Source organism: Nostoc sp. (assembly GCF_036917615.1).
In the GTDB taxonomy this organism is placed as follows: domain Bacteria; phylum Cyanobacteriota; class Cyanobacteriia; order Cyanobacteriales; family Nostocaceae; genus Nostoc.
The window spans coordinates 1-25,420 of record NZ_JBALCZ010000066.1 but is presented as its reverse complement, the minus strand read 5'-3'; the positions used below and the strand labels follow the sequence as shown (position 1 = coordinate 25,420).

The 25,420-nt window shown below is 42.2% G+C and carries 19 protein-coding genes and 1 pseudogene; 9 read left to right on the top strand and 11 right to left on the bottom strand.

From position 1 onward, the window contains the following. Positions 1–198: 198 nt before the first annotated feature. The 6 genes from bioD to V7K85_RS23380 form a co-directional block, all read right to left on the bottom strand. Positions 199–879 (bottom strand): dethiobiotin synthase, encoded by a 681-nt coding sequence (bioD, locus tag V7K85_RS23405; RefSeq protein WP_334817008.1) that lies wholly within the window; start codon positions 877–879, stop codon positions 199–201. Further along, complete coding sequence (locus tag V7K85_RS23400) at positions 879–2,624, bottom strand: protein kinase domain-containing protein (protein ID WP_334817012.1); 1,746 nt, start codon at positions 2,622–2,624, stop codon at positions 879–881. The genes bioD and V7K85_RS23400 overlap by 1 nt, the downstream gene beginning before the upstream one ends. Positions 2,625–2,795: 171 nt before the next feature. After that, complete coding sequence (locus tag V7K85_RS23395; RefSeq protein WP_334817006.1) at positions 2,796–4,385, bottom strand: glycosyltransferase family 39 protein; 1,590 nt, start codon at positions 4,383–4,385, stop codon at positions 2,796–2,798. Positions 4,386–4,622: 237 nt separating this feature from the next. Then, on the bottom strand, positions 4,623–5,606 hold the full coding sequence (locus V7K85_RS23390; RefSeq protein ID WP_334817004.1) for an NAD-dependent epimerase/dehydratase family protein: 984 nt from the start codon (positions 5,604–5,606) through the stop codon (positions 4,623–4,625). 594 nt (positions 5,607–6,200) lie between these two features. Further along, positions 6,201–6,785, bottom strand: coding sequence for a YqeG family HAD IIIA-type phosphatase (locus V7K85_RS23385; protein WP_334817002.1), 585 nt, complete (start codon positions 6,783–6,785; stop codon positions 6,201–6,203). A 44-nt stretch (positions 6,786–6,829) separates the two neighbouring features. Beyond that, on the bottom strand, positions 6,830–7,822 hold the full coding sequence (locus V7K85_RS23380; protein ID WP_334817010.1) for a decaprenyl-phosphate phosphoribosyltransferase: 993 nt from the start codon (positions 7,820–7,822) through the stop codon (positions 6,830–6,832). A gap of 640 nt (positions 7,823–8,462) precedes the next feature. On the opposite strand from V7K85_RS23380, the gene V7K85_RS23375 reads away from it, so the two are divergent. Then, complete coding sequence (locus V7K85_RS23375; RefSeq protein WP_334817000.1) at positions 8,463–9,479, top strand: ribose-phosphate pyrophosphokinase; 1,017 nt, start codon at positions 8,463–8,465, stop codon at positions 9,477–9,479. Between the two features lie 183 nt (positions 9,480–9,662). On the opposite strand, the gene V7K85_RS23370 is transcribed toward V7K85_RS23375, so the two are convergent. The 3 genes from V7K85_RS23370 to V7K85_RS23360 all read right to left on the bottom strand — a co-directional run bounded on the left by V7K85_RS23370 (position 9,663) and on the right by V7K85_RS23360 (position 15,276). Next, complete coding sequence (locus V7K85_RS23370; RefSeq protein WP_334816998.1) at positions 9,663–13,307, bottom strand: response regulator; 3,645 nt, start codon at positions 13,305–13,307, stop codon at positions 9,663–9,665. Positions 13,308–14,004: 697 nt separating this feature from the next. Further along, positions 14,005–14,940, bottom strand: a complete 936-nt coding sequence (locus V7K85_RS23365; protein ID WP_334816996.1) for a hypothetical protein — start codon at positions 14,938–14,940, stop codon at positions 14,005–14,007. Between the two features lie 57 nt (positions 14,941–14,997). Further along, the gene (locus tag V7K85_RS23360; protein WP_334816994.1) at positions 14,998–15,276 is read right to left on the bottom strand and encodes a GlsB/YeaQ/YmgE family stress response membrane protein; all 279 of its coding nucleotides are present in this window, start codon (positions 15,274–15,276) and stop codon (positions 14,998–15,000) included. 292 nt (positions 15,277–15,568) lie between these two features. Here V7K85_RS23360 and V7K85_RS23355 point away from each other — a divergent pair, with 292 nt between their 5' ends. Further along, positions 15,569–15,730 carry a hypothetical protein gene (locus V7K85_RS23355; RefSeq protein WP_334816992.1) on the top strand — a complete coding sequence of 54 codons (162 nt, stop codon included), beginning with the start codon at positions 15,569–15,571 and terminating at the stop codon, positions 15,728–15,730. A 149-nt stretch (positions 15,731–15,879) separates the two neighbouring features. On the opposite strand, the gene rsmI is transcribed toward V7K85_RS23355, so the two are convergent. Next, positions 15,880–16,740 (bottom strand): 16S rRNA (cytidine(1402)-2'-O)-methyltransferase, encoded by an 861-nt coding sequence (rsmI, locus tag V7K85_RS23350; RefSeq protein WP_334816991.1) that lies wholly within the window; start codon positions 16,738–16,740, stop codon positions 15,880–15,882. Between the two features lie 73 nt (positions 16,741–16,813). Here rsmI and V7K85_RS23345 point away from each other — a divergent pair, with 73 nt between their 5' ends. From V7K85_RS23345 to V7K85_RS23315, 7 genes are all read left to right on the top strand, one after another. Further along, positions 16,814–17,731, top strand: coding sequence for a sugar kinase (locus V7K85_RS23345; protein ID WP_334816989.1), 918 nt, complete (start codon positions 16,814–16,816; stop codon positions 17,729–17,731). Positions 17,732–17,790: 59 nt separating this feature from the next. Beyond that, the gene (locus V7K85_RS23340) at positions 17,791–18,651 is read left to right on the top strand and encodes a 3'(2'),5'-bisphosphate nucleotidase CysQ family protein (RefSeq protein ID WP_334816987.1); all 861 of its coding nucleotides are present in this window, start codon (positions 17,791–17,793) and stop codon (positions 18,649–18,651) included. 400 nt (positions 18,652–19,051) lie between these two features. Further along, positions 19,052–19,363: an RNA recognition motif domain-containing protein gene (locus tag V7K85_RS23335; RefSeq protein ID WP_334816985.1), complete on the top strand. Its 312-nt coding sequence runs from the start codon at positions 19,052–19,054 to the stop codon at positions 19,361–19,363. 123 nt (positions 19,364–19,486) lie between these two features. Continuing rightward, on the top strand, positions 19,487–19,681 hold the full coding sequence (rpsU, locus tag V7K85_RS23330; RefSeq protein ID WP_334816983.1) for a 30S ribosomal protein S21: 195 nt from the start codon (positions 19,487–19,489) through the stop codon (positions 19,679–19,681). A gap of 627 nt (positions 19,682–20,308) precedes the next feature. After that, positions 20,309–21,373: an alpha/beta hydrolase gene (locus tag V7K85_RS23325; RefSeq protein WP_334816981.1), complete on the top strand. Its 1,065-nt coding sequence runs from the start codon at positions 20,309–20,311 to the stop codon at positions 21,371–21,373. Positions 21,374–21,600: 227 nt separating this feature from the next. Then, positions 21,601–23,721: a catalase gene (locus V7K85_RS23320; RefSeq protein ID WP_334816979.1), complete on the top strand. Its 2,121-nt coding sequence runs from the start codon at positions 21,601–21,603 to the stop codon at positions 23,719–23,721. Positions 23,722–24,274: 553 nt separating this feature from the next. Beyond that, positions 24,275–24,994, top strand: coding sequence for a hypothetical protein (locus V7K85_RS23315; RefSeq protein ID WP_334816977.1), 720 nt, complete (start codon positions 24,275–24,277; stop codon positions 24,992–24,994). Between the two features lie 300 nt (positions 24,995–25,294). On the opposite strand, the pseudogene V7K85_RS23310 reads toward V7K85_RS23315, so the two are convergent. Next, positions 25,295–25,420 (bottom strand): annotated as a pseudogene (locus tag V7K85_RS23310) (photosystem II q(b) protein); the annotation flags it as partial.

Below are 25,420 nucleotides of genomic sequence, written 5' to 3'. Positions count from 1 at the left end.
GTTTAATATCAAAGATTGTTCATACTTTTGCTAAGTCTCTGATTCACTCAGCCCTGCTGGGTCTTTTTGCATGGCTTAGTCTAAACTCCAGTAATAATCATACCCAATACCCAATGACGCCAGTCGCCTCTTTGAAGGGAGACGCTACGCGAACAAGTCGGGAAACCCGCCCACGGCGCTGGCTCCCCAATGCCCAATTTAAAGTGTCAGTGTTTCCCAATCTAAATCTGATGCTATTTGAGCAAGTTTATCTAAATCAGTCAGGTTATCTAAATAGGGCAAGCAGCCTAAAACTGGCGTGTTAGTGAGTGATTGAATCAATTGGTGTGGTGTCCAGTCGGCTATTTCTGCATCCGTTCGTCTTTGTACGCAGTTCAGAACAATGCCTTTGAGATTGACGCGCGATTGTCTAGCTAATGCTACATTCGCCACTGCTTGAGCGATCGCACCCAATCTGACTGGCACTACCAATAGTGTTGGTAAACGCCATTCTCCCGCTAAATCGGCTACCGTTAATTCCTCAGTTACTGGCGAACCTAACCCTCCTAAGGCTTCTACAAGTACAAAATCACGATGCGATCGCAACTTAGACAAAGCTTGCCACACAAGTGCTAAATTTACTCGGCGATTTTCCCGTGCTGCTGCTATAGGAGGGGCTAAAGGTGCTTGAAAGTACAAAGGTGTAATTTCTTCTGGGGATTGTTCTAGGGCAAATAGCTTTTGATACCACTCGCGATCGCCAATCCCCGATTGAATCGGTTTCATGATTCCCCAGCTACGCTGCGGGTAATATTTTTGCCAATATGCTGCTAATGCTGTTGTTAAAACAGTTTTACCTGCTTCTGTATCAGTTCCAGTAATCAGTAGTGTGTTTAACATTAATTTCTTTGGCCAGAAAATGGTTGTGTTCCATCAGCCGGCGGAAAAGTTGGCGTTTCACCAGTTGGAGGAAGTGAGGTGGGTGTTTGTGTCGGAAATGGCAGCGGTGTCTGTGTCGGAAATGGCAGCGGTGACTCTGTAGGAATTGGCAACGGTGTCTCTGTGGGAATTGGCAACGGTGACTCTGTGGGAATTGGTAACGGTGACTCTGTGGGAATTGGCAACGGTGACTCTGTGGGTGTTGGTTTGACTGGCTTTTCTAATGCAACATTTAGGTTGTAATTGCTTTCGGCAACCCCTGAAACCAGTGTTAACTCAATAGTATATCTACCAGTAACCAGCAATGTGCCCTCATAGGATGTTACTTGCTGGGCATTCTGAGCAAATGGTTGTTGATTGGGACTTAAGACTGTTAGCAAAACGCTGCTTCCTGGGTCAATAAACGCAGTTAACTTGTCACCTTCCTGCCCAAAAAAAGTGTACCGGATTATTTGATTTGTTTTGAGAGTATCTTTAACCGTGGCTGTGTTATTAGATGCTCCCAGATTCAGGCGCTTACTAGATACAACAGGTTGATCGTTAGTGGGTGTGGGTGTGGATGTGAATGTAGTACCACCAGAAATCACTGGTGAAGGGAAATTTTGTGGAAGCGTCTGATTTGTTGTTTTCGACTGACTGCGGATGGAACTGACCAGTGCCCAAGAACCAAATCCCGCTATGATCACTACAGCAGTGCCAATTGCTGCGATCGCTAAAGGATTATCCAAGACTGAGCTAGTGGGACTTGGTGGAATCACAGGATCGGGTTGTTTCTTCTTGGGCGAAGTTGCTGGTGGTACTACCTGAGGACGGCGACCAACAGCCATTGTTTGCAAGTTTGATACATTAGTGTTAGGAAGACTAGGTTGAGCCAGAGATTGCAGTGCTTGGGATACATTAGCAGCACTTTGATAGCGCTCGCTCGGTATAGGATTCAACATTCGATTCAAAACCTGGGCAAATCGTGGATTCACTCTTACCCACCGCTGCCAATTCCAAGTTAGTTGGTTTTCATCAAATAGATCCCTTGGTTCTTTACCAGTCAGCAAAACAATTGCACTCACCGCTAATGCATACAAATCACTACTAGGATAAGCTCCCCCTGTTTGCATTTGTTCACTGGGAGAGTAGCCTAATTTTCCCACAGTGGTTTCTGGCATTAGGCTATTTGGCGATCGTAAACGTTCTGCCAGTTCTTTTACCACCCCAAAGTCAATTAACACAGGTTTAGCGTCACTATCTCGCAAAATAATATTTTCTGGCGAGATATCTCGGTGAATAATCCCTCGACTGTGAATATGCTCTAAAACAGGCAACAACAACTGTATCAGCTGCAATACTTCAGCCTCTGTGAAGGTTTGACCAACAGCTTGACGTTCAGCCAGCAGAGTTCGGTACGTCTGACCTGCAACGTAGTCCTCCACCAAAAATAAGCGTTGGTCTTGCTCAAATCTTTCCCGGAATTTAGGCACTTGTGGGTGTTCGATTTGATATAGAATGGCAGCTTCTCGGTGAAAAAGCTCTTGTGCCTTCTCCCAAGCCAAAGCCCCCGTTGCTGTTGAAATCAATTCCTTGATCGCGCAAAGTTCGTTAAAGCGCCTCTGGTCTTCTGCCAGATAGGTTCTACCAAATCCTCCTTGTCCGAGAATTTGAATTATGCGGTAACGGTTTTGCAAGACAGTGCCAACTTTAATGGGTGGTTGCATGAGCGATTGATTGAGTGTAGTAGCAACTGAGGAAGAAGTCACCCACAAAGATTAAGTCCAAGAGGTGACAGACAGTTACCTGCGGCAATATTCTACTATACCCAAAGGGTACGCCCCCACCAGAACAAGGTTGTTTCGGACTGCATAACTTAAGAGTCTCCAATCCCCAATTCAATTTTTCTTCCTGGGAAAACGATAGATTTTGAAATATGCAAAATTAGCTTGAGAATCCAGATTATACAAATCACTCATCTGTTTTTCAATCAATCCCTTGGGAAATAGATGTTCACGATTAATTACGATAAAAACTGTATCCGCACTATTTGTTAATTTTTGAATTTTTTCTGCAAAACTTCCATCAGGAAGCCCCTTTTTTAACTGATCCCCAAAATTCCTTCCATCCAGACTTAGAGTGTCACCGTAGTATCTAAATAATCTGGGATTGCCAAATAAAAATACAGATTGTGTAGAAGAGGAACGATTTTTTATAATGTAATGGATCGCAGAGCGGTAGTCATCTTTCTGATAGTTATCATTAAAGTAGTAGTTAAAAAGAGAATAAATATTCAGAACTATCAGAGATATGACAGCGATTTGAGCAAACTGAGACACTCCATAGCGCTTTGAGCTAATACCAGGTCTTTGACTCAAAGCTGATGGGATAAGCATGGCAAGTGGTAACCAAAGATAATAAGAGTGACGCGGTAACCAATTAAATTTGGTGACTATAGCTAAGAGTAATCCTAGTAAAAATGTCATGACAAAAACCGAAGCAAAGAAGTAATCAGGATGCTGCTCTTTGCTATTTTTTTTGTGTCTCAATAAAACTTTTATTAAAGCTAGAAAAATTACAGTACCGACAATCACCAATAAAAGTATGTGAGGCCAGTAACGAAGCATAACCTGTACTCTATTATCGCCGTGCAGCTGCTCCGTTGAAGGCCCATACGTTGTACCCACTAAAATTCCATTTAACACAAATATAATATTTTGAATTATGGGAAATCCCAGGCGAGAAACTGCAATGCTTTCCGGATCAGTTGCTCCAGGTAAAGTCAGGTAATATAAAACTGGCGGTAAAGATAAAAACGCAGCCGGAAGCCACCATTGTAGCCATTGCCTTAAATTTCTATAGATGGCAATATGAGATAGACATAGAGCTGTAGTGGAAAAGCAAAAGTTAATATTAGTAAAAATTCCTATGGCAGTAAAAAGACTGAATAGCCATATTGAAATACCTTGATTACCTTCATTTTTAACTAATACCCTGCTGAAGAAATATAGTTGAAGTGAAGCTATAAACATTGCTAAGGCATAAATTCTTGCCTCTTGGCTGTAGTAAACACAGAAAGAACTGAATGTCAGGATTAACAGAGACCATAAAGCGTGCTTTTTTCCATATATCCGCAAAGCAGTAAAGAATATGACGATAGTTGAGCCAATTCCTAAAATAGCAGAGAGTGAGCGAAGTGCAAATTCACTTTCACCAAATACCTGACGCCACAAAAACAGCACTATGAAATACAGTGGTTGAAATCTATCACTATTTCCGATGTATCTTACTTTGGTAATGCTCTCTTGAAGTGTTGAGACATCAGAATTAATTAAACTCAAACCCTCATCATACCAAAGACTCTGGTTTGAGAGCATAAAGAAGCGAAGAAAAACACTTAAAATAATCACTATTAAAACAGAGAGATAATATCTTGACCATCTCTGATTTTGGATTTTTATCCTATTCTGATCTTGGATTTCTATCATAATTTTCTCTTCTCTGTATAACACTACAACAAGGACTGCCGTATAGCTGATTTCAATCCAACAATTGGCGTATAACCAAGGTATGCGCTTTAAAAGTGAAATCAGCTATCGTTTTATTCATCTGTGAAAAAACACAATTTTTCGGAAAGTACAATCCCATTTTGGGATTTATACATCTGCCTGTTGTCAAGCATAGGATAGCTCGTCGCTAGATAATTTTAGTGCTTATTAGTAACTTTAGTGACTGGATTTTTTTAAGCGATTTTTATATTCTTTGAATGCCTGATATATCATTTCATCATCTTGATAATCAGGTTTCCAACCAAGCTCATTTTCCGTTTTCGAGATATCAACAATATAGTTTTCATCGGCAATCATAAATTGTTCTTCATACATCAGTGTTAGACCCAATCTATCAAGCAACTTCAGAATTTGCTTAATCAAACTGCCCGATGTTTTGATTAAAAAAGAATTTGATCTTACCCTCTTAATAAAGTTGCCTAAAAGTTGTTCGACACTTGGTGGTGCTTTAGAACCAAGATTGTATTCTTGGTTAGGAACTCCTTTATTTACAGCAAATCGAATAGCACTCACACAATCGAAAACAGAAACCATCTGATAATGGTTGGAGCCATTTCCAATCATCGGAACTGGCAAATTTTTATTGATTAAAAAAAATAATTTTCCTAAGACTCCCAACCTGCCTGGGCCAATGATCAGACGGGGTCTAAAAATTGTTATATTGATCCCTCTGTCTCGATATAATTTACATAAATCTTCTGCTTTTTTTTTGCTCTGACCATAAGGACCATAGGGTTTCCTGTCATGGTTTATATCTACAGGAAGCCTTTGTGGCTTGCCATAAACCATATCAGTACTGAAATATATTAGATTTCGGCTGCCTTGTCTACTTAAATGTTCCAATACGTTGGCAGTACCAATACAATTAACTTCTTCAAAATATTGTCGTCTATTTCGTTTTGGAATATTCCGGTCATACTGCCTTGCGGCTAGATGATAAACAATATCGGTAGGCGTAAGTTTCAACGCCTCAAAGGCTTCTGGTTTAGTAATATCAAGTTTTATAAATGCTGCTTCTGGATAAATTGGTAGCTTGCTTTGGTGAACATCGCAAATTATAACTTGTTTGCCTTGACTAATTAAATCTTCGGCTAAATACCGACCGACAAAACCATCTCCACCAAAAATTATGTGTCTCATCAACTTGAACCTTCATTACTTAAGTTTACATGAAAAAAGGGCTAATACTTACAAATAATCTACATTCACTTTTTTCAGGTTAATTATTTTTATACTCCGGACAGTTTTTTGAGCCTCAAACCAAACTTTGAAAAAATATCTTAAGCCTAACAATATTCTGAGTTTGGATGAAATAAACACCAATTAATTTTGTCCGAAGTATTGTTATTTACCTTTTGGCAATGAAAACAACACCGAGGCATATAAAGAATATGCCAGTAAGCCTACTAATAGATAGGGTTTCATGAAAAATGCTATAACCTATAATTGCAGTAAGAATGTAGCCGATACTTAGGAAAGGATAGGCGAAGCTTACCTCGACACGTGATAAAACTAGCAACCACAAAGCGACGCTAAACATATAGCATCCTAATCCAAGAAGAATGAAAGGATTGCCTGCAACTTTAAATATAATTTGTCCAATATTAACTAGGGAAAAGTCGAAATACCCAACCATAAGCATGCCCTTTTTTAAGAATACTTGGGCAAAGGCATTTAAGCAGACACCGGACAGTATTAAAGGAATATAGTTCATAACAAGCACTAACAAGAATTCTACAAGAAACTTTTATAGTCAACAGCAGCATCAAAATCCCAAATTTCGCTGCCATCAGCATAAGGTATTTGTACCCATTTGCTGGCGAGTTTTTCCCACCATCGGGGGGGATGGGGAAGTGTGGCAGATTGGATACAATAGCAACCAGAAAGCCATGCTCCCAAAACATCAGTATGTAAACTATCACCAATGACGACCACTTGTTTGGGTTGCAGCCGCATATAAGCAATTGCCTGACGAAATGCCCAAGGAAAAGGCTTCTTGGCTGGATTAATCGCTTGGATATCGAGACGATGTGACCAAAATTTGACGCGATAGTGGCGTTTCCCATTCGAGAGGATAAAAAATTGCAATCCGGCTAACTTTGCTTGTGTAATCCAATCTTCTGCCCAAGGAGAAACGTAGCGGTCATCTTCCGAAACAATAGTGTTATCTAAATCGAGAATAATTCCTTTGATACCACTGGTTTTAATTTGGTCAATTTCGATCTCAGCCAGTATGTGGACATGTCGTGGGAGTATGTAGCGTTTCTCTATGACAGATGGTCGGCGCCACTTCCGTAAAAAAAATTTGAAATTTTTCATCGGCGAAATTCTCGAAGATTATGCTGTTTTCCCATCAACCAAATTTAGTCGATTAGCCCTTGATGTTTGAGCCAGAGAATCGCAAAGCAGGTGATAATCCAACCGATAACGGTGACTAGGATAGGCAAGTCTCTCAGTAAAATTTCTTCTGGTCGCTCACTGCGTCCACCTTGCTCAATAATGTCATCGCTGTAACTGGCAATTTCCTCAGGGTCACTCAGCAGTTGATAGCGAAAAATTCCATACAAAACAAACGGCAAAGTAATTAGCATCCAAGAGGTGGACGCCCCATGTAGATAGGGACCTGCACTCCAAAGAGCATAGGTGACAACCGTGCCAGTAGTGACGACATTTTCCATGCGAGTCAGTAGGGGCAAGGAATAGTATTTGAGGACAGAGCGTGGCTTGTTGCCTTTAATTTGCGCTAACCGCAGTTCTGCTTTGCGCTTTTCAATACCCAAGAATAACGCCAGCATTGCAGTGCAAACTAAAAACCAAGCTGATAAAACAATGCCGGTGCCAGCACCACCGGCACAAGCTCGTAGAACAAATCCGGTTGCGATCGCCCCAATATCCAAAATCACCATCCGTTTGAGTCGCAGATTATAGGCGATCTGTAACAGGGCGTATGCAGTTATCGCTGCACCCAACTGAGGCGATCGCAACCACCCAAAAATCAGAGCACTACCTAATAGCACCAATGCCATTACAGTAGCAATACGGATGCTGACTAATCCTGAAGCAATTGGCCGCTTACACTTGACAGGGTGCTGACGGTCAGATTCAACATCTGCGATATCATTAATTAAGTAGAAGCCACTTGATGCACAGCAAAATAATACAAATGCCAATAGGCTACCTAGCAGAGATTGCAGATTGATGCTAAATGCAAACAATGGTGCTGCAAACACCACCAGGTTTTTTGTCCACTGTCGCGGTCGCATAGCAGCTAAATAGTACGCTGACTTTTTAGAACTAGTTGCTATAGCAGTTAAAGATTTTTCTACTACTGAAGTACGCCGAGAGTCCATAAGTATGCTTGTCGCCTCTCTGTGTCAGGAGAATTAGATTGAACAACTTTCCCAGCTTTAATGGAAATTTATCTTAGTAAAATTACTGATAAGTTTTTACCTTGCTGATATTACCTTTGTTGAGTAATGTTTTGGTATGAAAAAACATATATTTTATAGAATCTTTATATGAACTTTATTCCATCTTTATTCCAGAGCTTATACGTAAGTAAAATCTGTTAAGTATTACGTTATTTAATGCATTTATCTTGCTATCTGCATAATTATTGTATAAGTAAATACAATAATAATATTTAGACATAAGTGTTGTACTATATATGAGAACAGACTTCAATATCATTTAATTTATAAATGCTTTACTGTCAGTTATAAATGAGGTAGTTAGCAGAAGCTATCTAGCACTACAATCTTTGAGAGATTGGGTTATTTAGCTCAACTCAAAAAATTTTAACCATAGACCTAGTGGACGGTCTTGATGTCCGTTAAGCTATCAATAGTTTGCTTGCCAAGAAAATTAGACAATTAGCGAATGATAATTTTATGGAAAAATGTTTAAATTTTGTATGGAAGCTTCAATAAAACTCACAGATGTTTTTTTAGGCGATTTCTCGGTTAAATCTATTAAATCTCTAATGATAATATTGCTATGAATGCACATAGAGGATCTGCTGTGCTCAGTTCTGCAACTTTCAAAGTGCAACCATCTGCAACAGGACTGACCGATAATCATCGCCTGCGGCTGTTTTCTGGCTCTGCCAATGTACAACTGTCTCAAGAAGTCGCTCGTTATCTGGGTCTTGACTTGGGACCAATGATTCGCAAAAGATTTGCGGATGGAGAACTTTACGTTCAAATCCAAGAATCGATTCGGGGTTGTGATGTCTATTTAATCCAGCCATGTTGTCAACCTGTGAACGATCACTTGATGGAATTAATGATTATGGTTGACGCCTGTCGTCGAGCTTCTGCGCGACAAGTAACGGCAGTAATTCCCTACTACGGCTACGCCCGCGCCGATCGCAAAACGGCAGGACGAGAGTCAATAACTGCCAAGCTGGTTGCTAACTTAGTTACCGAAGCAGGTGCCAACCGTGTTCTAGCAATGGATTTACACTCGGCTCAAATTCAAGGCTATTTCGATATCCCCTTTGACCATGTTTACGGTTCGCCAGTATTGCTGGATTATCTAACAAGCAAAGAACTGCCCGATCTTGTGGTTGTTTCCCCCGATGTTGGCGGTGTAGCACGAGCTAGAGCATTTGCGAAAAAACTGAATGATGCTCCACTGGCGATTATTGACAAACGTCGTCAGGCACATAATGTTGCAGAAGTGTTAAATGTCATCGGCGATGTTAAAGGCAAAACGGCAGTGTTGGTGGATGACATGATCGACACTGGGGGCACGATCGCTGAAGGGGCGCGATTACTGCGTGAAGAAGGAGCGCGTCAAGTATACGCCTGTGCAACTCATGCGGTGTTCTCTCCACCAGCGATGGAGCGGTTGTCCAGTGGCTTGTTTGAGGAAGTCATTGTCACCAATACGATTCCCATACCAGAAAACAATCGTTTTCCACAATTAGTGGTGCTGTCAGTAGCTAATCTCTTAGGAGAAACTATCTGGCGGATTCATGAAGATACTTCAGTCAGTAGTATGTTCCGCTAGCCAATAAAAGACTGTCATTCCTGTTACAGGTGTAAATTACCCACACTGTCCTGTTGATCGAGCATAGTGTGGGTTTTTAGCATCTCTAAAATTTCTGTACTGAGATTACAATACAAATAGTTGGAGCTTCCAAGCTTGGTTATAGAAAACTCTTTCTCCCCGTGCGCCTACTCCTGTACTCCCTTAGCGATACAGCCAAACCCGGAGTAGTGAAAGCAGTTGCTCAGTATCTACAGGTTTGGTGATGTAGTCAGAAGCTCCAGCTTCGATGCACTTTTCCCTGTCGCCCGGCATAGCTTTCGCAGTTAAAGCAATTATTGGTAGTGAGCGAAACAGTTGTTGCTGGCGGATGGTGCGGGTAGTTTCGTAACCATCCATTTCCGGCATCATGATATCCATTAAAACTATATTAATGTCAGGATTAGCTTGCAGCGTCTCTATGCCATCTCTGCCATTTTCGGCAAACAGCACTTGCATTTGATAGCTTTCTAAAAAGCTGGTGAGGGCAAAAATATTTCGGAGGTCATCATCTATAATCAAAGTTTTCCGATTAGCCAGCACCGGGTCAGTTTGATGTAGTTGCTCTAACATTTGACGCTTTGGTGAGGGCAAATTTGCTTGCACCCGATGCAAAAACAGGGCAGTTTCGTCTAACAACCGCTCTGGCGATCGCACATTTTTAATGATAATTGTCTCTGCTAGTCCCCGCAGTTGGGTTTCTTCTTGTCGGCTGAGTTCTTTGCCGGTGTAGACGATGATCGGCAATTTCAAGAGTCTGGGTTCAAGCTTTATCTGCTCAATTAGTGTAAACCCGCTCATATCCGGCAGACCGAGATCGAGTACCATACAATCAAAGTGATGCGATCGCAAAATTAACAGGGCTTCTGCCCCCGTACCTACTGCTGTACTCTGGACATCACCATTACCAATCAGTTCGATAATACTTTGGGCTTGTACGGGGTCATCTTCTACGATTAGCAGATTTTTTACCTGACGCTCAATAAAGCCTTTAATTTCAGTCAATACCTGAGTTAGCGCTTCGGGAGAAACGGGTTTTTGGAGATAGGTAATCGCTCCTAACTGTAATCCCCGTTGCTGTCTTTCATCAACAGAAAGTATATGTACTGGTATGTGTCTCGTGTCTGGCTTATGTTTGAGACGATCCAGCACCGTCCAACCATCCATCTCTGGCATATGGATATCTAGCATAATCGCATTGGGTTTAAACTGTTGCGCTAGTGCTAGACCTTGTTTGCTCTGTAAAGAAACAATAGTTTTAAAGCCCTGCTCACGGGCCATATCTAGTAAGATGCGGGCAAATTTATCGTCATCTTCAATAATCAATAAAATGCGATCGCCCGGTTGAATTATTTCCCGGTCATCTGGAATTTCGTTAGGTAAGGTGGGAAGCACTTTCGCTGATGGAGAGATATCCACAGTTGTGGCTCTGTTTTCGACAATTGGCACTTCTTTTATGATCGATGCTGTACGGATATAGGTGGTTGGCTCAGGGCGTGGTGTGGTGAGAGGATTTTTACCATTCTTTTCGTGTCGCCTGGGTAAGTAGAGGGTGAAGGTGCTTCCCTGGCCTGGTTGGCTGACTAGTTCAATTCTCCCTCCCAACAGTTGAGCCAATTCGCGGCTGATGGACAAGCCTAAGCCAGTTCCTCCGAACTTGCGGCTGGTTGTGCCATCTGCTTGCTGAAATGCCTCGAAAATAATCTTCTGTTTATCGACTGGAATGCCTATGCCCGTATCGCTAACTGCAAAAGCAATCATCGGATTATCAACTTCGGCTGCCTCAGTTGCGATGCCAATTTGTAACTTCACGCCTCCCTGTTCAGTAAACTTAAAGGCGTTAGCTAGGAGATTTTTCAGCACTTGTTGCAGACGTTTGGAGTCGTTAGAAATTGTCGGGGGTAACTTGTCATCCAGTTCAACAGTAAAACTTAATTTTTTATTCTGGGCAATTTGCCGGAAAGTCTGTTCTAGAGATGTCTCCAAATCTGCCAAAGCAATTTGCTCAATATCGAGCGACATAGTACCCGACTCAATTTTTGCCAAATCTAGAATGTCATTGATCAACTCCAGCAAATCAGTCCCAGCCGAGTAGATAGTCCGGCTGTACTCAACCTGTTTGTCGGTCAAGTTGCTAAGAGAGTTATCTGCTAGCAGCCTTGCTAAAATTAACAGGCTATTTAGCGGTGTCCGTAATTCGTGGGACATATTCGCGAGAAATTCTGACTTATATTTGGAAGACAACGCCAGTTGTTCAGCTTTTTCTTCCAAAGATTGCCTCGCCCGCTCAACTTCCTGGTTCTTGCGGGCAACTTCCCGATTTTGAACTTCTAACAGTTCTGCCTTTTCTTCTAGCTCTTCATTTAGTTGTTGTAATTCCTCGTTAGACTGCTTCACAATAAATTGTGATTCCTCCAACTCGTGCGCCTGTTCTTCTAGGCGTTGATTGCTTTGCTGTAGTTCTTCTTGCTGGGTTTGCAGTTCCTCTGTTAAAGTAACAGACTTTTCAAGTAGTTGCTGAGTTTGCAATTGTGAGGCGATGTTATTTAAAAATACACCTAGATTTTCACTCAATTGCTCTAAAAATCTCAGATGCAGATGGCTGAAAGGCCCAAAAGAGGCAAGTTCAATTACGGCACTCACCTGCGTCTCAAACATTATAGGTAACACAATAATATTTAGCGGTGGAGCTTCTCCCAAGCCGGAACTGATGCGGATATAGTCACTAGGAACTTCCGTTAAAAGGATTCTTTGTTTTTCTAAGGCGGATTGTCCCACCAATCCCTCGCCCAAACGAAACTGGTTTGCTAGGTTTTTACGTTCTTTATAAGCATAACTACTCAACAACTTCAGTATAGGCTGGTCGTCTATTGAGTCCATAAAATAAAAAACGCCCTGCGATGCTCCAAGCAGTGGTGCTAAATTCGACAAGATCAGGCGAGACGCATTTTCTAGATTTCGCTGCCCTTGGAGCATCTGGGTAAATTCAGCCAAATTAGACTTTAGCCAGCTTTGCTCGTCATTTTTTTGAGTTGTGTTTCGCAGATTAACGATCATCTGGTTGAAGATGCGCGTCAACACACCAATTTCATCCTGGCGATCGCTGTGTAGTAAACTCACCGATAAATCCCCATCCGCCATTTTTTCTGCTAAATCAGAAACTCGCTTCAGCGGTATTGAGATATGTCTGTTCAGGACAAATCCGATTAAAACTAAGATCAAAGAAAATAAGGGAATACTATAGAAAATGCTGGCGATCGTTTTTTGACCAGCAGCTTGTGCCTGCTCAGAGCGCTGTTTTAGCAGTGTATTCTCTTCAGTTTTCATCGCCTGGATAACTTTGCGGATCTCAGTCATCAGTTGCTTGCCTCGGTCTGTCAGAACAACCTTCTGGGCGGCTTCAAAACTTTGGTTCTGACGCAAGTCAATGGTTTCTTTGAGTTCAGCCAGCTTTTGAGCAATTAGTGATTGTAAAATATCAAGCCGACTCTGTTGCTTGGGGTTATCTGCTGTTAACCTCTGAAGTTCCTCAACTTTTTGATTGAGTACTTGAATAGCAGCGTTATAAGGTTCTAAATAGCGCTGTTCTCCAGTCAGAATGTAACCACGTTGCCCAGTTTCAGCATTTGTCACTTGCAAGTTTAGGTCTTCAAGCTGACTTAATACCTGGTAGGTATGGTTTTCTTGGCGCGAAGTTTTAATTAGCTCATTGGTGCTTTGGTAGGAGATTAGACCAATAGTGGTCAGAGTTGCCAAACTCAGGGCAAAACTAATTCCAATTTTGCTTCCAATCTTCAAACGTTTCAACATTATTCCAGGCAGTTATTCAAATTATTTCTGTTTTTAAGACTATTTTGATTATATTTTAGTTATCCAAAACAAAGCAGGATATTTCCTTCACGTGGGATATGCCTAGTTTTTTGCACGCCCAATATTATCACTTACAAATATATTTACAGATGTAACGTTATTTTAAATAAAGATATTAATAATCTTCTTTCTAACATTTTAATATTTTAACAAATTATAAACCTTTTTAAATAGATATTATTTTTCTCGAAAACACCCACTTGTAGCTTAGGTTTAATATTGCATCATCTTTTTCTCAAAACACCCTTGGAGAATATTAAAAAATTCAATACTTATTTAAGATTCTATTATGATAATTAAACAACTTTGGGGTTTGAAAAAAAGGCTGGATAATAAAATCAAGCAGTCGGATAAGGAAAATTAAATTTATTCAAACACAATTTTTATAAACGCTAAATATAATGGCTTTTGCAGTTACATATAACATCAATGCCATTGTACATAACTATATAGATAAACCGTAATATTAGTTATGGCAAGCAGTATACTGATGAAAAATTAAGGTTTAAAAAGGCAATATCTACTTATAACAATATGCAATTTATAAATACTAAAGCTATCCTAGTACGATAAATTTTCAGGAATATCCCCAATCACGGTATGTCATCAAACCTCTTGAGATTAACTTGGCGTTTAACTATAAGTTTGTAATAACCTGGCGTTCGCTTTTAGCCGCATCAAGTTCAGATTGGCTATAGATCCGAAAATGTTGAATCTTGTTACTCTCTAAAATAGCTCTTGCACCTGCTATGTAAATATCAGTGCCTTTTATGACTACTAGGTAATGATCCAAAGTCACTTGATGCTCATAATATCTGGCTAGATTATCAGGAATTCCTAAAGTAGTGTAGTTATCTTGGGAACTGCTGATATTTACCTCAAAAATACCACTTAGATTGTTTATATTTTTAGCAATTATCGATACTTGACTCATGGGAAAGCCAGCGGATCTCAGTTCAGTAAGCGCTCTCTGTGCGTCTTGGCGCGTATAAAAAACACCAACTGCATTTTTATAGCGACTATTTGGGGTCAAGTATGGCTCATAAATACCCCACTGTTGAATATCACGGCGATTAAAAATCCTCTTAGCAAGACGAATTTCTATGTCTATACCGGTTACTATCACCAAATAGTAACCTTTACAGACAATATCGCTGTAACCCTGTGCTTGCTCTTTAGGAATTCCTAAACTTAACAACACACCAGGCAAACCACCTGCGGCTACATTGATCGCACCACCTGCTAAAGTGGTAGCGATCGCTGTTGCTTCTGCTCCGGCTAGGATGACTCGGCCTATATCAGGAATTACCCAGAGGACTAAACCGACCAATAAGCCAGTAAGACCGTCTAAAATACCACCAGTAATGGCTCCAGCAGCATCTTCTGAAGATATATTGCCAGTGCCCTCTTTAACTTCAACACCAGCAATATCACTTTGTTCTTCTGGATTCCGTGCAATTACAGAAACTTGATGCATTGGAAAATTAGAAGCTTTGAGTTCCTGAAGTACCAATTGTACATCGGAACATCTAGCGAAAACTCCTATAGTTCTTCGCTCTTTTTCTAATGTCATTTTCTCGGTTTATTGCAGCTATAAATGATTCCCAAAATGTTAGTTAATATCAGGCAATTACACAGCTCGACGAGTCAGTAAACCCCAAAGGAAAATCAGTAGCATAGCGCCAAGAACAGCAAATAAAATGCTTCCAAGGGAAAAAGCTCCTACAGATGCGGCGGCTGCTGAACTACTTCCTAGCAAAGTTTGACCCAAATAACCCCCGACTACGGCTCCAAGGATTCCTAAGACAATTGTGGAGAGAATACCACCACCTTGGTCTCCTGGATAAAATAACTTAGCTAACGCACCTGCAATTAAACCCAAAACTAGCCAAGCAATAATGTTACCCATAAAATTTCTCCTTTCTTGAGAATCTGCTTTGTATGCCTTTGACTATTTCATCTTAAAATTTGTCTACAAAATTATTGATCTATCTAGAGAAATAATATCAAAAATCTTTAGATATCATTTTAATATTCATCAGCTAGTCATTGAGGATGAATATAAAAATTAGTAATAATAATGTATTTGATATGGCAATTATACTTTTTTTACTATAACTTTATAATCCAAGTTGCGGGTGAGCAAACTCTGGGTAATTTGTAACCGTTGATTCAGGCGATGCCTATCTTGAAAAGTTAAGATGTCTAACGACAAGCCACTTTGCGTCTACGACTCAAGCCGCTGCTCCACACCAGAAGATTCCGACGCAAGGCGACAGGAACGCACTGGCTCGACTTTTCGCTGCGGCAGGCTGTTTGGTGACGCACATGAAAACTTGACCAGAAGTTACGCGCAACCTTAACTTCTGGTCAACTCAAAATAGGAATTTGAACTCGACTTTAGAATTATGTTTTTCATAATATATCAAGCAGAAAATTATGTTTATCCAATTATTCACAGAGGTAAATAGAGATGTTAATTTGGGATTTTCCCAAAAGCGGTATTACTTGTTCAAGACTCAGGACTGAGGAGTATAGAAAGAGCTAGTTGATAGAGTTTACGACGGGGAAGGAAAGTGGCTTTTGCTAACTGACGGCTAGCTTGCGATCGCGATATTCCCTGACTAATTAACTGTTTCAATTCGGCTTTCAATTCCTCTTCTGTCAGTTGGGGCTGACTGGGTGGAATTCCTGCCACTACTAATGTATATTCACCTTGGGGTTCTCGTTGGCTGTAGTGAGCGATCGCCTCGGCAATTGTTCCCCGCCAAAATTCCTCATACAATTTAGTTAACTCCCGCCCTAGCACGATTTGGCGATCGCTTCCCCAAACCTCTGCTAAAGAATGCAAAGTATCTCGTAATCGGTGAGGCGATTCATAGAAAATCAATGTGCGAGATTCTGTTTGCAGAGATTCTAAATGTTCTTGTCTGTGTTGACTTTTAGTTGGGAGAAAACCTTCAAAGACAAACCGATCCGTTGGTAGTCCAGCTGCACTCAAAGCGGTAATTGCTGCACTAGCGCCAGGAATCGGAACTACCGGAATTCCGGTCTCAATGCAGGCTTTCACCAGTTCATATCCCGGATCGGAAATTCCTGGCATCCCAGCATCGCTCACAAGGGCGATCGCTTTATCGTTAACTAAATGCTCTAATAATTCTGGGATGCGGCTGGTACGATTATGTTCGTGGTAACTCACCTGGGGTGTCTTAACTTGAAAATGTTGTAGCAGTTTTCCTGTGTGACGGGTGTCTTCCGCAGCAATGATATCCACCGTCTGCAAAATTCGCACCGCCCGAAAGGTCATATCTTCCAGGTTGCCAATTGGTGTGCCGACAACGTAAAGTGTTCCTGGTTTTGGATCGGTTTGCATGAGTAAGAATTAAGAGTTAGGAGTTAGGAGTTAAAAATAATAATTTATGCACTTAGAGAAACATATATGAAAAATGAATAATCTAAAATCTAAAATCGTTCGACTGAGCGTAGCCGAAGTCCAAAATCAAAAATCGGCTCATGGGTTATTTGTAGGTTTAGTAACCTTGGATTTGATTTACCTTGCTGACTCTGCCCCTAAGAATAATCAGAAGATTGTTGCTACTGACTATACTGTGGCAGCAGGGGGCCCAGCTACAAACGCGGCTGTGACTTTCAATTATTTAGGTAATCAGGCTACAGTCTTGGGCGTGGTGGGTTCTCACCCAATGACGCAGCTAATTGGAGCTGATTTGGCAAATTACAAAGTTGCGATCGCAGACCTTGAGCCTACCACTGATTTAGCACCGCCTGTCTCCTCAATCATTGTCACTCAAGCCACGGGTGAACGAGCTGTGGTTTCGATCAATGCTGTCAAAACTCAAGCCAGCAGCGCATCTATCCCGCCAGATATTTTGCAAAATGTCGATATAGTACTGATTGATGGACATCAGATAGCAGTTAGTTATTCCATAGCCCAAATGGCTAAAGCTAAGAATATCCCAATAGTAATTGATGGTGGTAGTTGGAAGCCTGGATTTGAGCAAATTCTGCCATTTGTAGATTATGCCATTTGTTCAGCTAATTTTTATCCCCCCAACTGCCAGACTGGAGAAGACGTTTTTGCCTATCTGGGCGGATTTGACATTCCTTACATCGCCATTACCCACGGACAAAAACCAATTGAATACTTGAGTTGCGCTAAAACTGGTATTGTAGATGTGCCCCAGATTCAAGCGGTTGATACATTAGGGGCTGGAGATATTTTCCACGGTGCTTTCTGTAATTACATTTTAAGGGAAAGTTTTACTGATGCACTGGCACTGGCAGCTAATATTGCTGCTGATTCCTGTAAATTTTTTGGTACCCGGCGCTGGATGGATTTAAACTAGGGACGCACAGAGGTGCGCCTCTAACCACGTTATACATATTTTTAAATCAGGCCAAATTAATGAAAGACTTACAAGAAATATTAGCGATCGCTCGTGAGGTAGGTTGGGGCGCAGCAGATATACTGCGATCATATTACCACGGGACTGCAAAAAACCCTAACTTAGAAGTACAATATAAACAAAATGAGCCTGTTACCGTTGCCGATGTAGCTGTGAGTCAATACATTTTGGAGAGGCTACAAGCAAGTTTGGGCAACGAAGATTTTGCTTACATCAGTGAAGAAACTTACCAATCGTCAAGTAGTGTAGCACAGGCTTCCAATCCTTGGGTATGGATAATTGACCCTTTGGATGGCACACGAGACTTTATCGAAAAAACTGGGGACTATGCAGTTCATATTGCTTTAGTCAAGGAAACACGCCCACTGTTGGCAGTGGTGGCAGTACCAGAGACTCAAAAGTTATATTACGCTACCAAAGGTGGGGGTACATTTGTAGAAACCCGTGGTCGATCTGTTCCTTTACAAGTGTCGTCAGGCAAACGAGTTGAGGATTTAACCTTAGTCGTTAGCCGCTCTCACCGCAACCAACGCTTAGATTACTTACTACAAAACTTACCCTGTCAAAATCAGAAAGCTGTAGGTAGTGTAGGCTGCAAAATCGCCACTATTGTCGAGCAACAGGCAGATATCTACATTTCCCTTTCCGGCAAGTCTGCGCCCAAAGACTGGGATATGGCAGCACCAGAACTGATTTTAACAGAAGCTGGTGGTAAATTTACGCACTTCGACGGCACTGCATTGCAGTATAATACTGGTGATATCAATCAATGGGGAGGTTTGCTGGCTAGTAACGGTGAATATCATGAAGTGCTGTGTAAGGAAGCAGAAAGGATATTAGCGCAGTTTGACCTTAGCTAAAATCTGAGGCATTTTGGGATAAATATTTCTAAATTTGCTTTTAAGACAGTTAGTCATGGTATGATTACCCTCACTACCGATAATAATCTTTACCCCTTAGTCCACAGCTGAATTTTCAAAACACTAAATACCTGGGCGATCGCTAATTGATTCCGATTTCCTATTCAAAGTGTCACTTTTTTATAGTGTAAGCAACAAAAGCCTGTCGTTGGAAGGTCTGCAACCCTGCCCTAAAGGTTTTATTTGTGAATAAAATTCACTATCAGACGAGATTCAAAGGCTGAAGGCTGTGTTAAACTCATGGACATAAAGATTCTTTTCGGTTGAGTCACTCGTTTTGATTTCTAAAAAGCGTCTCTCCGAATTTAACTCTCTACACTCCCTGAATTCGGAGACTTCTATGTCAATTTACGTCGGAAACCTGTCCTATCAGGTTACAGAAGAGGACTTCAAGCAGGCTTTTGCAGAAGACAAAACAGTAAATCGTGTTCAACTACCCACAGATCGGGAAACAGGCCGGCCGCGTGGGTTCGCTTTTGTGGAAATGGAATCAGACACACAAGAACAGGCTGCTATTGATGCACTTGATGGTGCTGAGTGGATGGGACGTGATTTGAAAGTGAACAAAGCTAAACCTCGTGAGGAAAGAAGCAGCTCCTCTCGTGGTAGCTGGGGTGGTGGTAATGCCCGCCGCAACAATAATCGCTACTAAGTCGATTCCTGAAAATTTCAGATTTAGAGTCTCCAGCAGAGTGAAGCCTTTGGCTTTATCTGCTGGAATATTTTATTTTGTATCTAGCTTTTAACTATTCATCCACATTAAGGAGGAATGAGCATGACACAAGTAGTTTTAGGGGAGAATGAAGGTATTGAATCAGCCTTGAGAAGATTTAAGCGGGAAGTTTCTAAAGCCAGAATTTTCCAAGATATGAGAAAAAAGCGTCACTTCGAGACGCCGATAGAAAAAGAGAAGCGTAAAGCAATTGCTAGGCACAAGCAACGTCGTAATCAACGTTCTCGCTTCAATTAACAAGTCCAAGCAAATTTGCCTTTCGATTTGACATCCAGCCAGCATCTCTTCATTGTTGCTACACCTCCGGCAAGCCACAAGTAATTAGGCATATATCAATAAATAACACTGTTCGTAGTAGTGCTGCCTCTACTTTGCGTACTTTGCGGTTTGTTTAATAAATATTAAATGTATTTTCAGAGAAAATTGGTATTAGGAGTTACATAATTTTATTTCTAACCCGGAGTTAAATTAATAGCTAAGCAGCCAAAACAGAGCAAATACTATGTTACTTCAACGCCAACGCTTTTCTTAACTCTTTTGTATTCATAATCACATCTGCATTTAGCAGGAGTTTATTTCGGTTCAATAACTTAGGCATTACTGGCCAATGCTAGAGGCAGGATTGCTTCTAGCTTTTTAAGATTAATACTGATGAGGTACTTTGAAAGGTTGAGTAAGTCTCTTCAATGCCATCCAGAAGTAAGCTTACTGCGATCTGAGCCACTTATAACAGGCTAATAATGCAGTGCTTCAGATGATGTCGCCAGTGATGTCTACGACGGGCTACGCCTACGCGTTAAATTGGATGGAAAAACTAGCCAGACTTAGGTTGTACTTCTGCTGTGGTACTTTTTAAAGGAGTTTATGAATCAAAAAATATCGAGAAGAGAGTTTGCCACGCTAGCAGGGTCAGGGGTGGCGGCGATCGCCTTGGGTAGTCCACTTTTGGCAAAGTCAGCAGAGGCTGTATCCACACCTGATACCCAGATGAAAGCCGTGTTAGATGAACTTACCTCTTTTAATGCACCGCCTATTGAGAAATTGTCGCCCATGAATGCTCGCAACAACCCGACTGTGGCAGATGCAGTCATAGGTGTGCTTGCCAAACGTCGTAAACCTGCGGTGGAAATGGTCGGGGATGTCAATCATCAACTTATACCAGGTCCGGGGGGCGATCTTCTAGCGCGTATTTATCTACCAAAGGGAAAGGGGCCCTTCCCTGTGCTGGTCTACTTCCACGGTGGTGGCTGGGTAATCGCCAATTTAGATACCTATGATTCATCGTGCCGCGCTTTGACTAATGCAGCTAACTGTATGGTTGTATCTGTCGCCTATCGCCAAGCCCCAGAATCTAAGTTTCCCGCAGCGGCGGAAGATGCTTATGCTGCAACTCAATGGGTTATGGCGAATGCTGCCCGAATCAACGGCGACCCCCAGCGGGTTGCAGTCGGCGGCGAGAGCGCAGGTGGCAACTTGGCAGCTGTCACCTGCCTAATGGCACGTGATAGAGGTGGCAAGATACCTGTGCATCAGATGCTAATCTACCCTGTTACCAATTACGCCTTTGACACACCCTCCTACCAGGAGAATGCCAACGCCAAGCCGCTCAACAAAGCAATGATGATCTGGTTCTGGAAGCAATATCTAAATAGTGAATCTGATGGCAGTAATCCCTATGCTTCACCACTGCGAGCAGAAAACCTGCGCGGTCTGCCACCTGCGACCGTGATTACGGCAGAAATTGACCCACTGCGTAGTGAAGGAGAAGCCTACGCCAAGCGTTTGCGTGAGGCGGGTTCCCCTGTAAAGGCAACCAACTATAACGGCGTGACTCATGAATTCTTTGGCACAGGAGCAGTGGTAGATAAGGCGAAGCAGGCAGTTAGGGAAGCGGCAGCCGGACTGCGCTCTGGATTTCTGGGTAAATAATACACTTAGCAACTAGCAAATGAGACACATGCAGCTTCTCTCCGTCTTCAGTCAGAGGTAGCATCCTACTATCTTAGAGAAGATAGTAGAGTCGCTTTCAGTGAGTCGCCTTAAAAAGGATGAGGAGCGGCAACGAACTATCCCAGCAGACTTATTTACCTGCTAAACAAAATTAATAGACCACGCAAATTAATTCAACTGTTAAATAGCACTCCACACCACCGAATATGACTGAACACAATCCGATCAACGAGCAAAGCAAACAGAAGGATCTAGACTCCTCTCGTCAAGAAGCCGGGGAATATCTGACCACCAATCAGGGACTTCGGGTTAGCAACACAAATGATTCGCTCAAAGCTGGATCGCGTGGGCCTACATTGATAGAAGACTTTCACTTCCGCGAGAAACTGGCACACTTTGACCGAGAGCGGATTCCGGAGCGGGTGGTTCATGCACGAGGAGCAGGTGTTCATGGGTACTTCCAGCCTTATGAATCCTTGGCAGAGTATACAAAGGCAAAATTTCTCCAAGATCCCTCCGTAAAAACTCCGGTCTTCGTTCGATTTTCGACTGTTGTCGGGTTTCGCGGTTCAGCTGATACCGCCCGCGATGTGCGCGGATTTGCTGTCAGGTTTTACACTGAAGATGGCAACTACGATATAGTCGGTAACAATATTCCGGTGTTTTTTATCCAAGATGCCATCAAGTTTCCTGACTTGGTTCATGCTCTTAAACCCGAACCGCACAACGAGATACCCCAAGCGGGAACCGCTCATGATAACTTCTGGGACTTCATCTCGTTGATGCCGGAATCAATGCACATGATTATGTGGATACTGTCTGATCGCACCCTTCCCAGAAGCTACCGCATGATGCAAGGGTTTGGTATTCACACTTTCCGCTTTGTCAACGAACAAGGCAAAGCCAGGTTTGTGAAATTTCATTGGAAGCCGATTCTAGGCGTGCATTCGATAGTATGGGATGAGGCGCAAAAAGCAGGCGGAAAAGACCCTGATTTCCATCGCCGCGATTTAGGGGATGCGATTGAAATGGGCGATTATGCGGAATTTGAACTTGGTGTGCAGATTGTCGAGGAAGAGGACGAATTTAAGTTTGATTTTGATATCCTTGATTCCACCAAGCTCATTCCAGAAGAACTGGTTCCTGTGAAGCCAATCGGCAAAATGGTGCTTAACCGCAACCCAGACAACTACTTTGCGGAAACCGAACAAGTTGCTTTTCAACCTGCCAATATTGTACCGGGCATCGACTTCTCGGATGACCCACTACTGCAAGGTCGGATCTTCTCCTACGCTGATACGCAAGTACACCGTTTGGGAAGTGCAAATTATACCGATCTACCAATTAACCGCCCCGTTTGTCCGTTCGATAATAACCAACGGGACGGCGTTATGCAGTACAACATTCCCACTTCAAAGGTGAACTACTACCCCAATTCCCTCGGTAATGGTTGCCCGATGACGGCTCCGGAAAATCTCGGCGGCTTTGTCAGCTATAAAGAGCGGATGGAAGGTAATAAAATCCGAGAACGCAGCCCCAGTTTCCAAGACCACTTTAGTCAGGCGACCTTATTCTGGAACAGTTTGTCTGAGACGGAGAAAGAACACTTAGTCAAAGCCGCACATTTTGAGCTGGGCAAAGTGATGAACCCCGCCGTCAAAGAGCGGATGCTGGAGTTATTTAACTCTGTCGATCATCAGCTAGTAACCCGCATTGCAGAAGGACTGGGCTTATCTGCTCCTACAGAAGTAACACCGAATCATGGGCAAAAATCTCCGGCGCTCAGTATCCAAACTATGCTGGAGAAAATGCCAGAAAAAACGATTAAGAGTCGCCGGATTGCAATTCTAGCGGCGGATGGTGTAAATGCTCAGGAACTGGGCGCACTCCAGCAGGCACTGATGCAGCAGGGCGCTCATGCGAAGGTCGTTGCGACTCATGGCGGTAAAATTAAAGGCGATGATGGTCAGCAGATCCCGGTTGAAATGACCTTTGTGACGGCTGCTTCTGTGATGTTTGATGCGGTGTATGTACCTGGTGGAGCGCAGAGTATCAAGATGCTCAAGCAGCAAGGAGAAGCCGTTCACTTTATTAACGAGGCATTTAAACACTGTAAAGCGATCGCCGCTACGAGCGAAGGCGTCGAACTCCTATCGATGGCTAATCTTGAGGGCGTGAAGTTGTCGCAAGATGGGGTGCGCTCTGAAATGGGTGTGGTGACTTCTGGCAAAGCCTCTGACTTGAAATCGATAGCTGATGATTTTATCAGTGCGATCGCTCAACATCGCCATTGGATGAGATATCAAAAGGAAATGGTACCTGCATAGCCACTTGCTTGATTTGGTGAACGGTAACTAATCCTAAATGGGACAGAAGCAGGGTAAACTTAACTTCTGTCCTTTCCATTTTTACAGCCGACAATATATATTCTTATTTAGAAAAGTTTATTGAGATAAAGTTAAATAGCCGTGTGTTTAATGGCATCGCTGTACGCCCCTACCTTCTACCTGATTCCATAAAGAAGCGTTATAGTTTATTGAGTTACATTTGCAGAACTCGCAGCAATATAAATGTATTCTTTCTCTATACCCATAAAGTATTGTAGATATCATTATGATAATTCATAATTACTAATTGGTAATTATTAGACTATAGCTAAAATTAGTGGCTTGAAATGAAGAATATAAATTGTTTTTTTCCATGAATTAATTGTAGGGCATGAAACCTGAATTAATTACGAATTATTGTCTTCGCAGCCTCTTCTCTACGAGAAACTGCCGCCAACGAGTCCTCGTCCCTTGCGCGTTTCGTAGATAGCGTCACTACGAATTACGAATTATTTGCTCAGTCTGCAATCCTTGGCTCTGGATTTTTAGAAAAATGTTACGACTTTATCATTTATTACTAGGTTCTATTTTGCTGGTGTTAATACCACTGGCAGCAAAATTTTTTCTCCCCCAATTTTCTCCACCCAAAGTGGTAAAACCCCCTGTTGTTGTAAAACTTCCCAATCCTAATGAGGAAAATATTTGGCAGAAAATCCTGGGAAATGCTGCTGCTCCAACTAACTGGCAAGTTGCTGCTTGTAAGGGAAATGCGCCTTTATTGTGTGTATCCTCCAAAGGGGAACTTTTGGGTACAGTTGAGATTAACGTTTACCCATTAGCAAACAATGAGGATTTCCAAAAAAAACTCATAGTAGCTGGTATTCCACCTGGTTCGCAAGTGGACTACCAAAGTTCCGAATACCAAACCCAGGTATTATCAGCACTCAAGGCTTGGGTTGCAGACCACTACGCTGCTTTTGCCAAAGACCGTCAGCGTGAATATGGAAAAGATATTACTTTCTCAGCCTATCCACCGCAACCAGTACCCGTTGGTAAGCTTCAGGGAATTCGCTATGGGTTCGCCGAACTTAAGCAACAAGGTGGAGTAGAAGAGCAACATATTGGTCATGTAGCCTTTGATGGGACTAAACTTTACGTAATTACCACTGCATTTGACATAGGTATGCAAACAGGTAAGTTTGAGAAACTGGAAAACTTGGCTATTTTTCAACCTTACTTATATGCGATCGCAGCAGATTTACGTTTACCCTAAGCGTATTTTCCCCCCGTTGTTCGCGCAGTGTCTCCAACAGGAGAAGCAAGTGGCGTTTGAGGGACGAAACCCAACATTTTCGCTATTTTGTTGGGTTTTACTACGTTCAACCCAACCTACAATTATCCTTAACCCAAACGTATTGGGTTTTGATGCAGCATCGATCAATATTTTTGGACTTCAAAAAAGTGTCCACTGCCATGCTTAACGTACTAATTAACCCAATGCAAAAACGCCCCCCCTTTCGGGAGAGCGTCTTTTACTTATAGATAAGCGTGAAGAGCATATCTCAGATTATGATTAACCGTTGATAGCAGGAGCGGTAAGAGCCACAGGAGCAAAATCACCAGCAGCCAAATCTAGAGGGAAGTTGTGAGCATTGCGCTCGTGCATTACTTCCATACCCAGGTTAGCCCGGTTGATTAC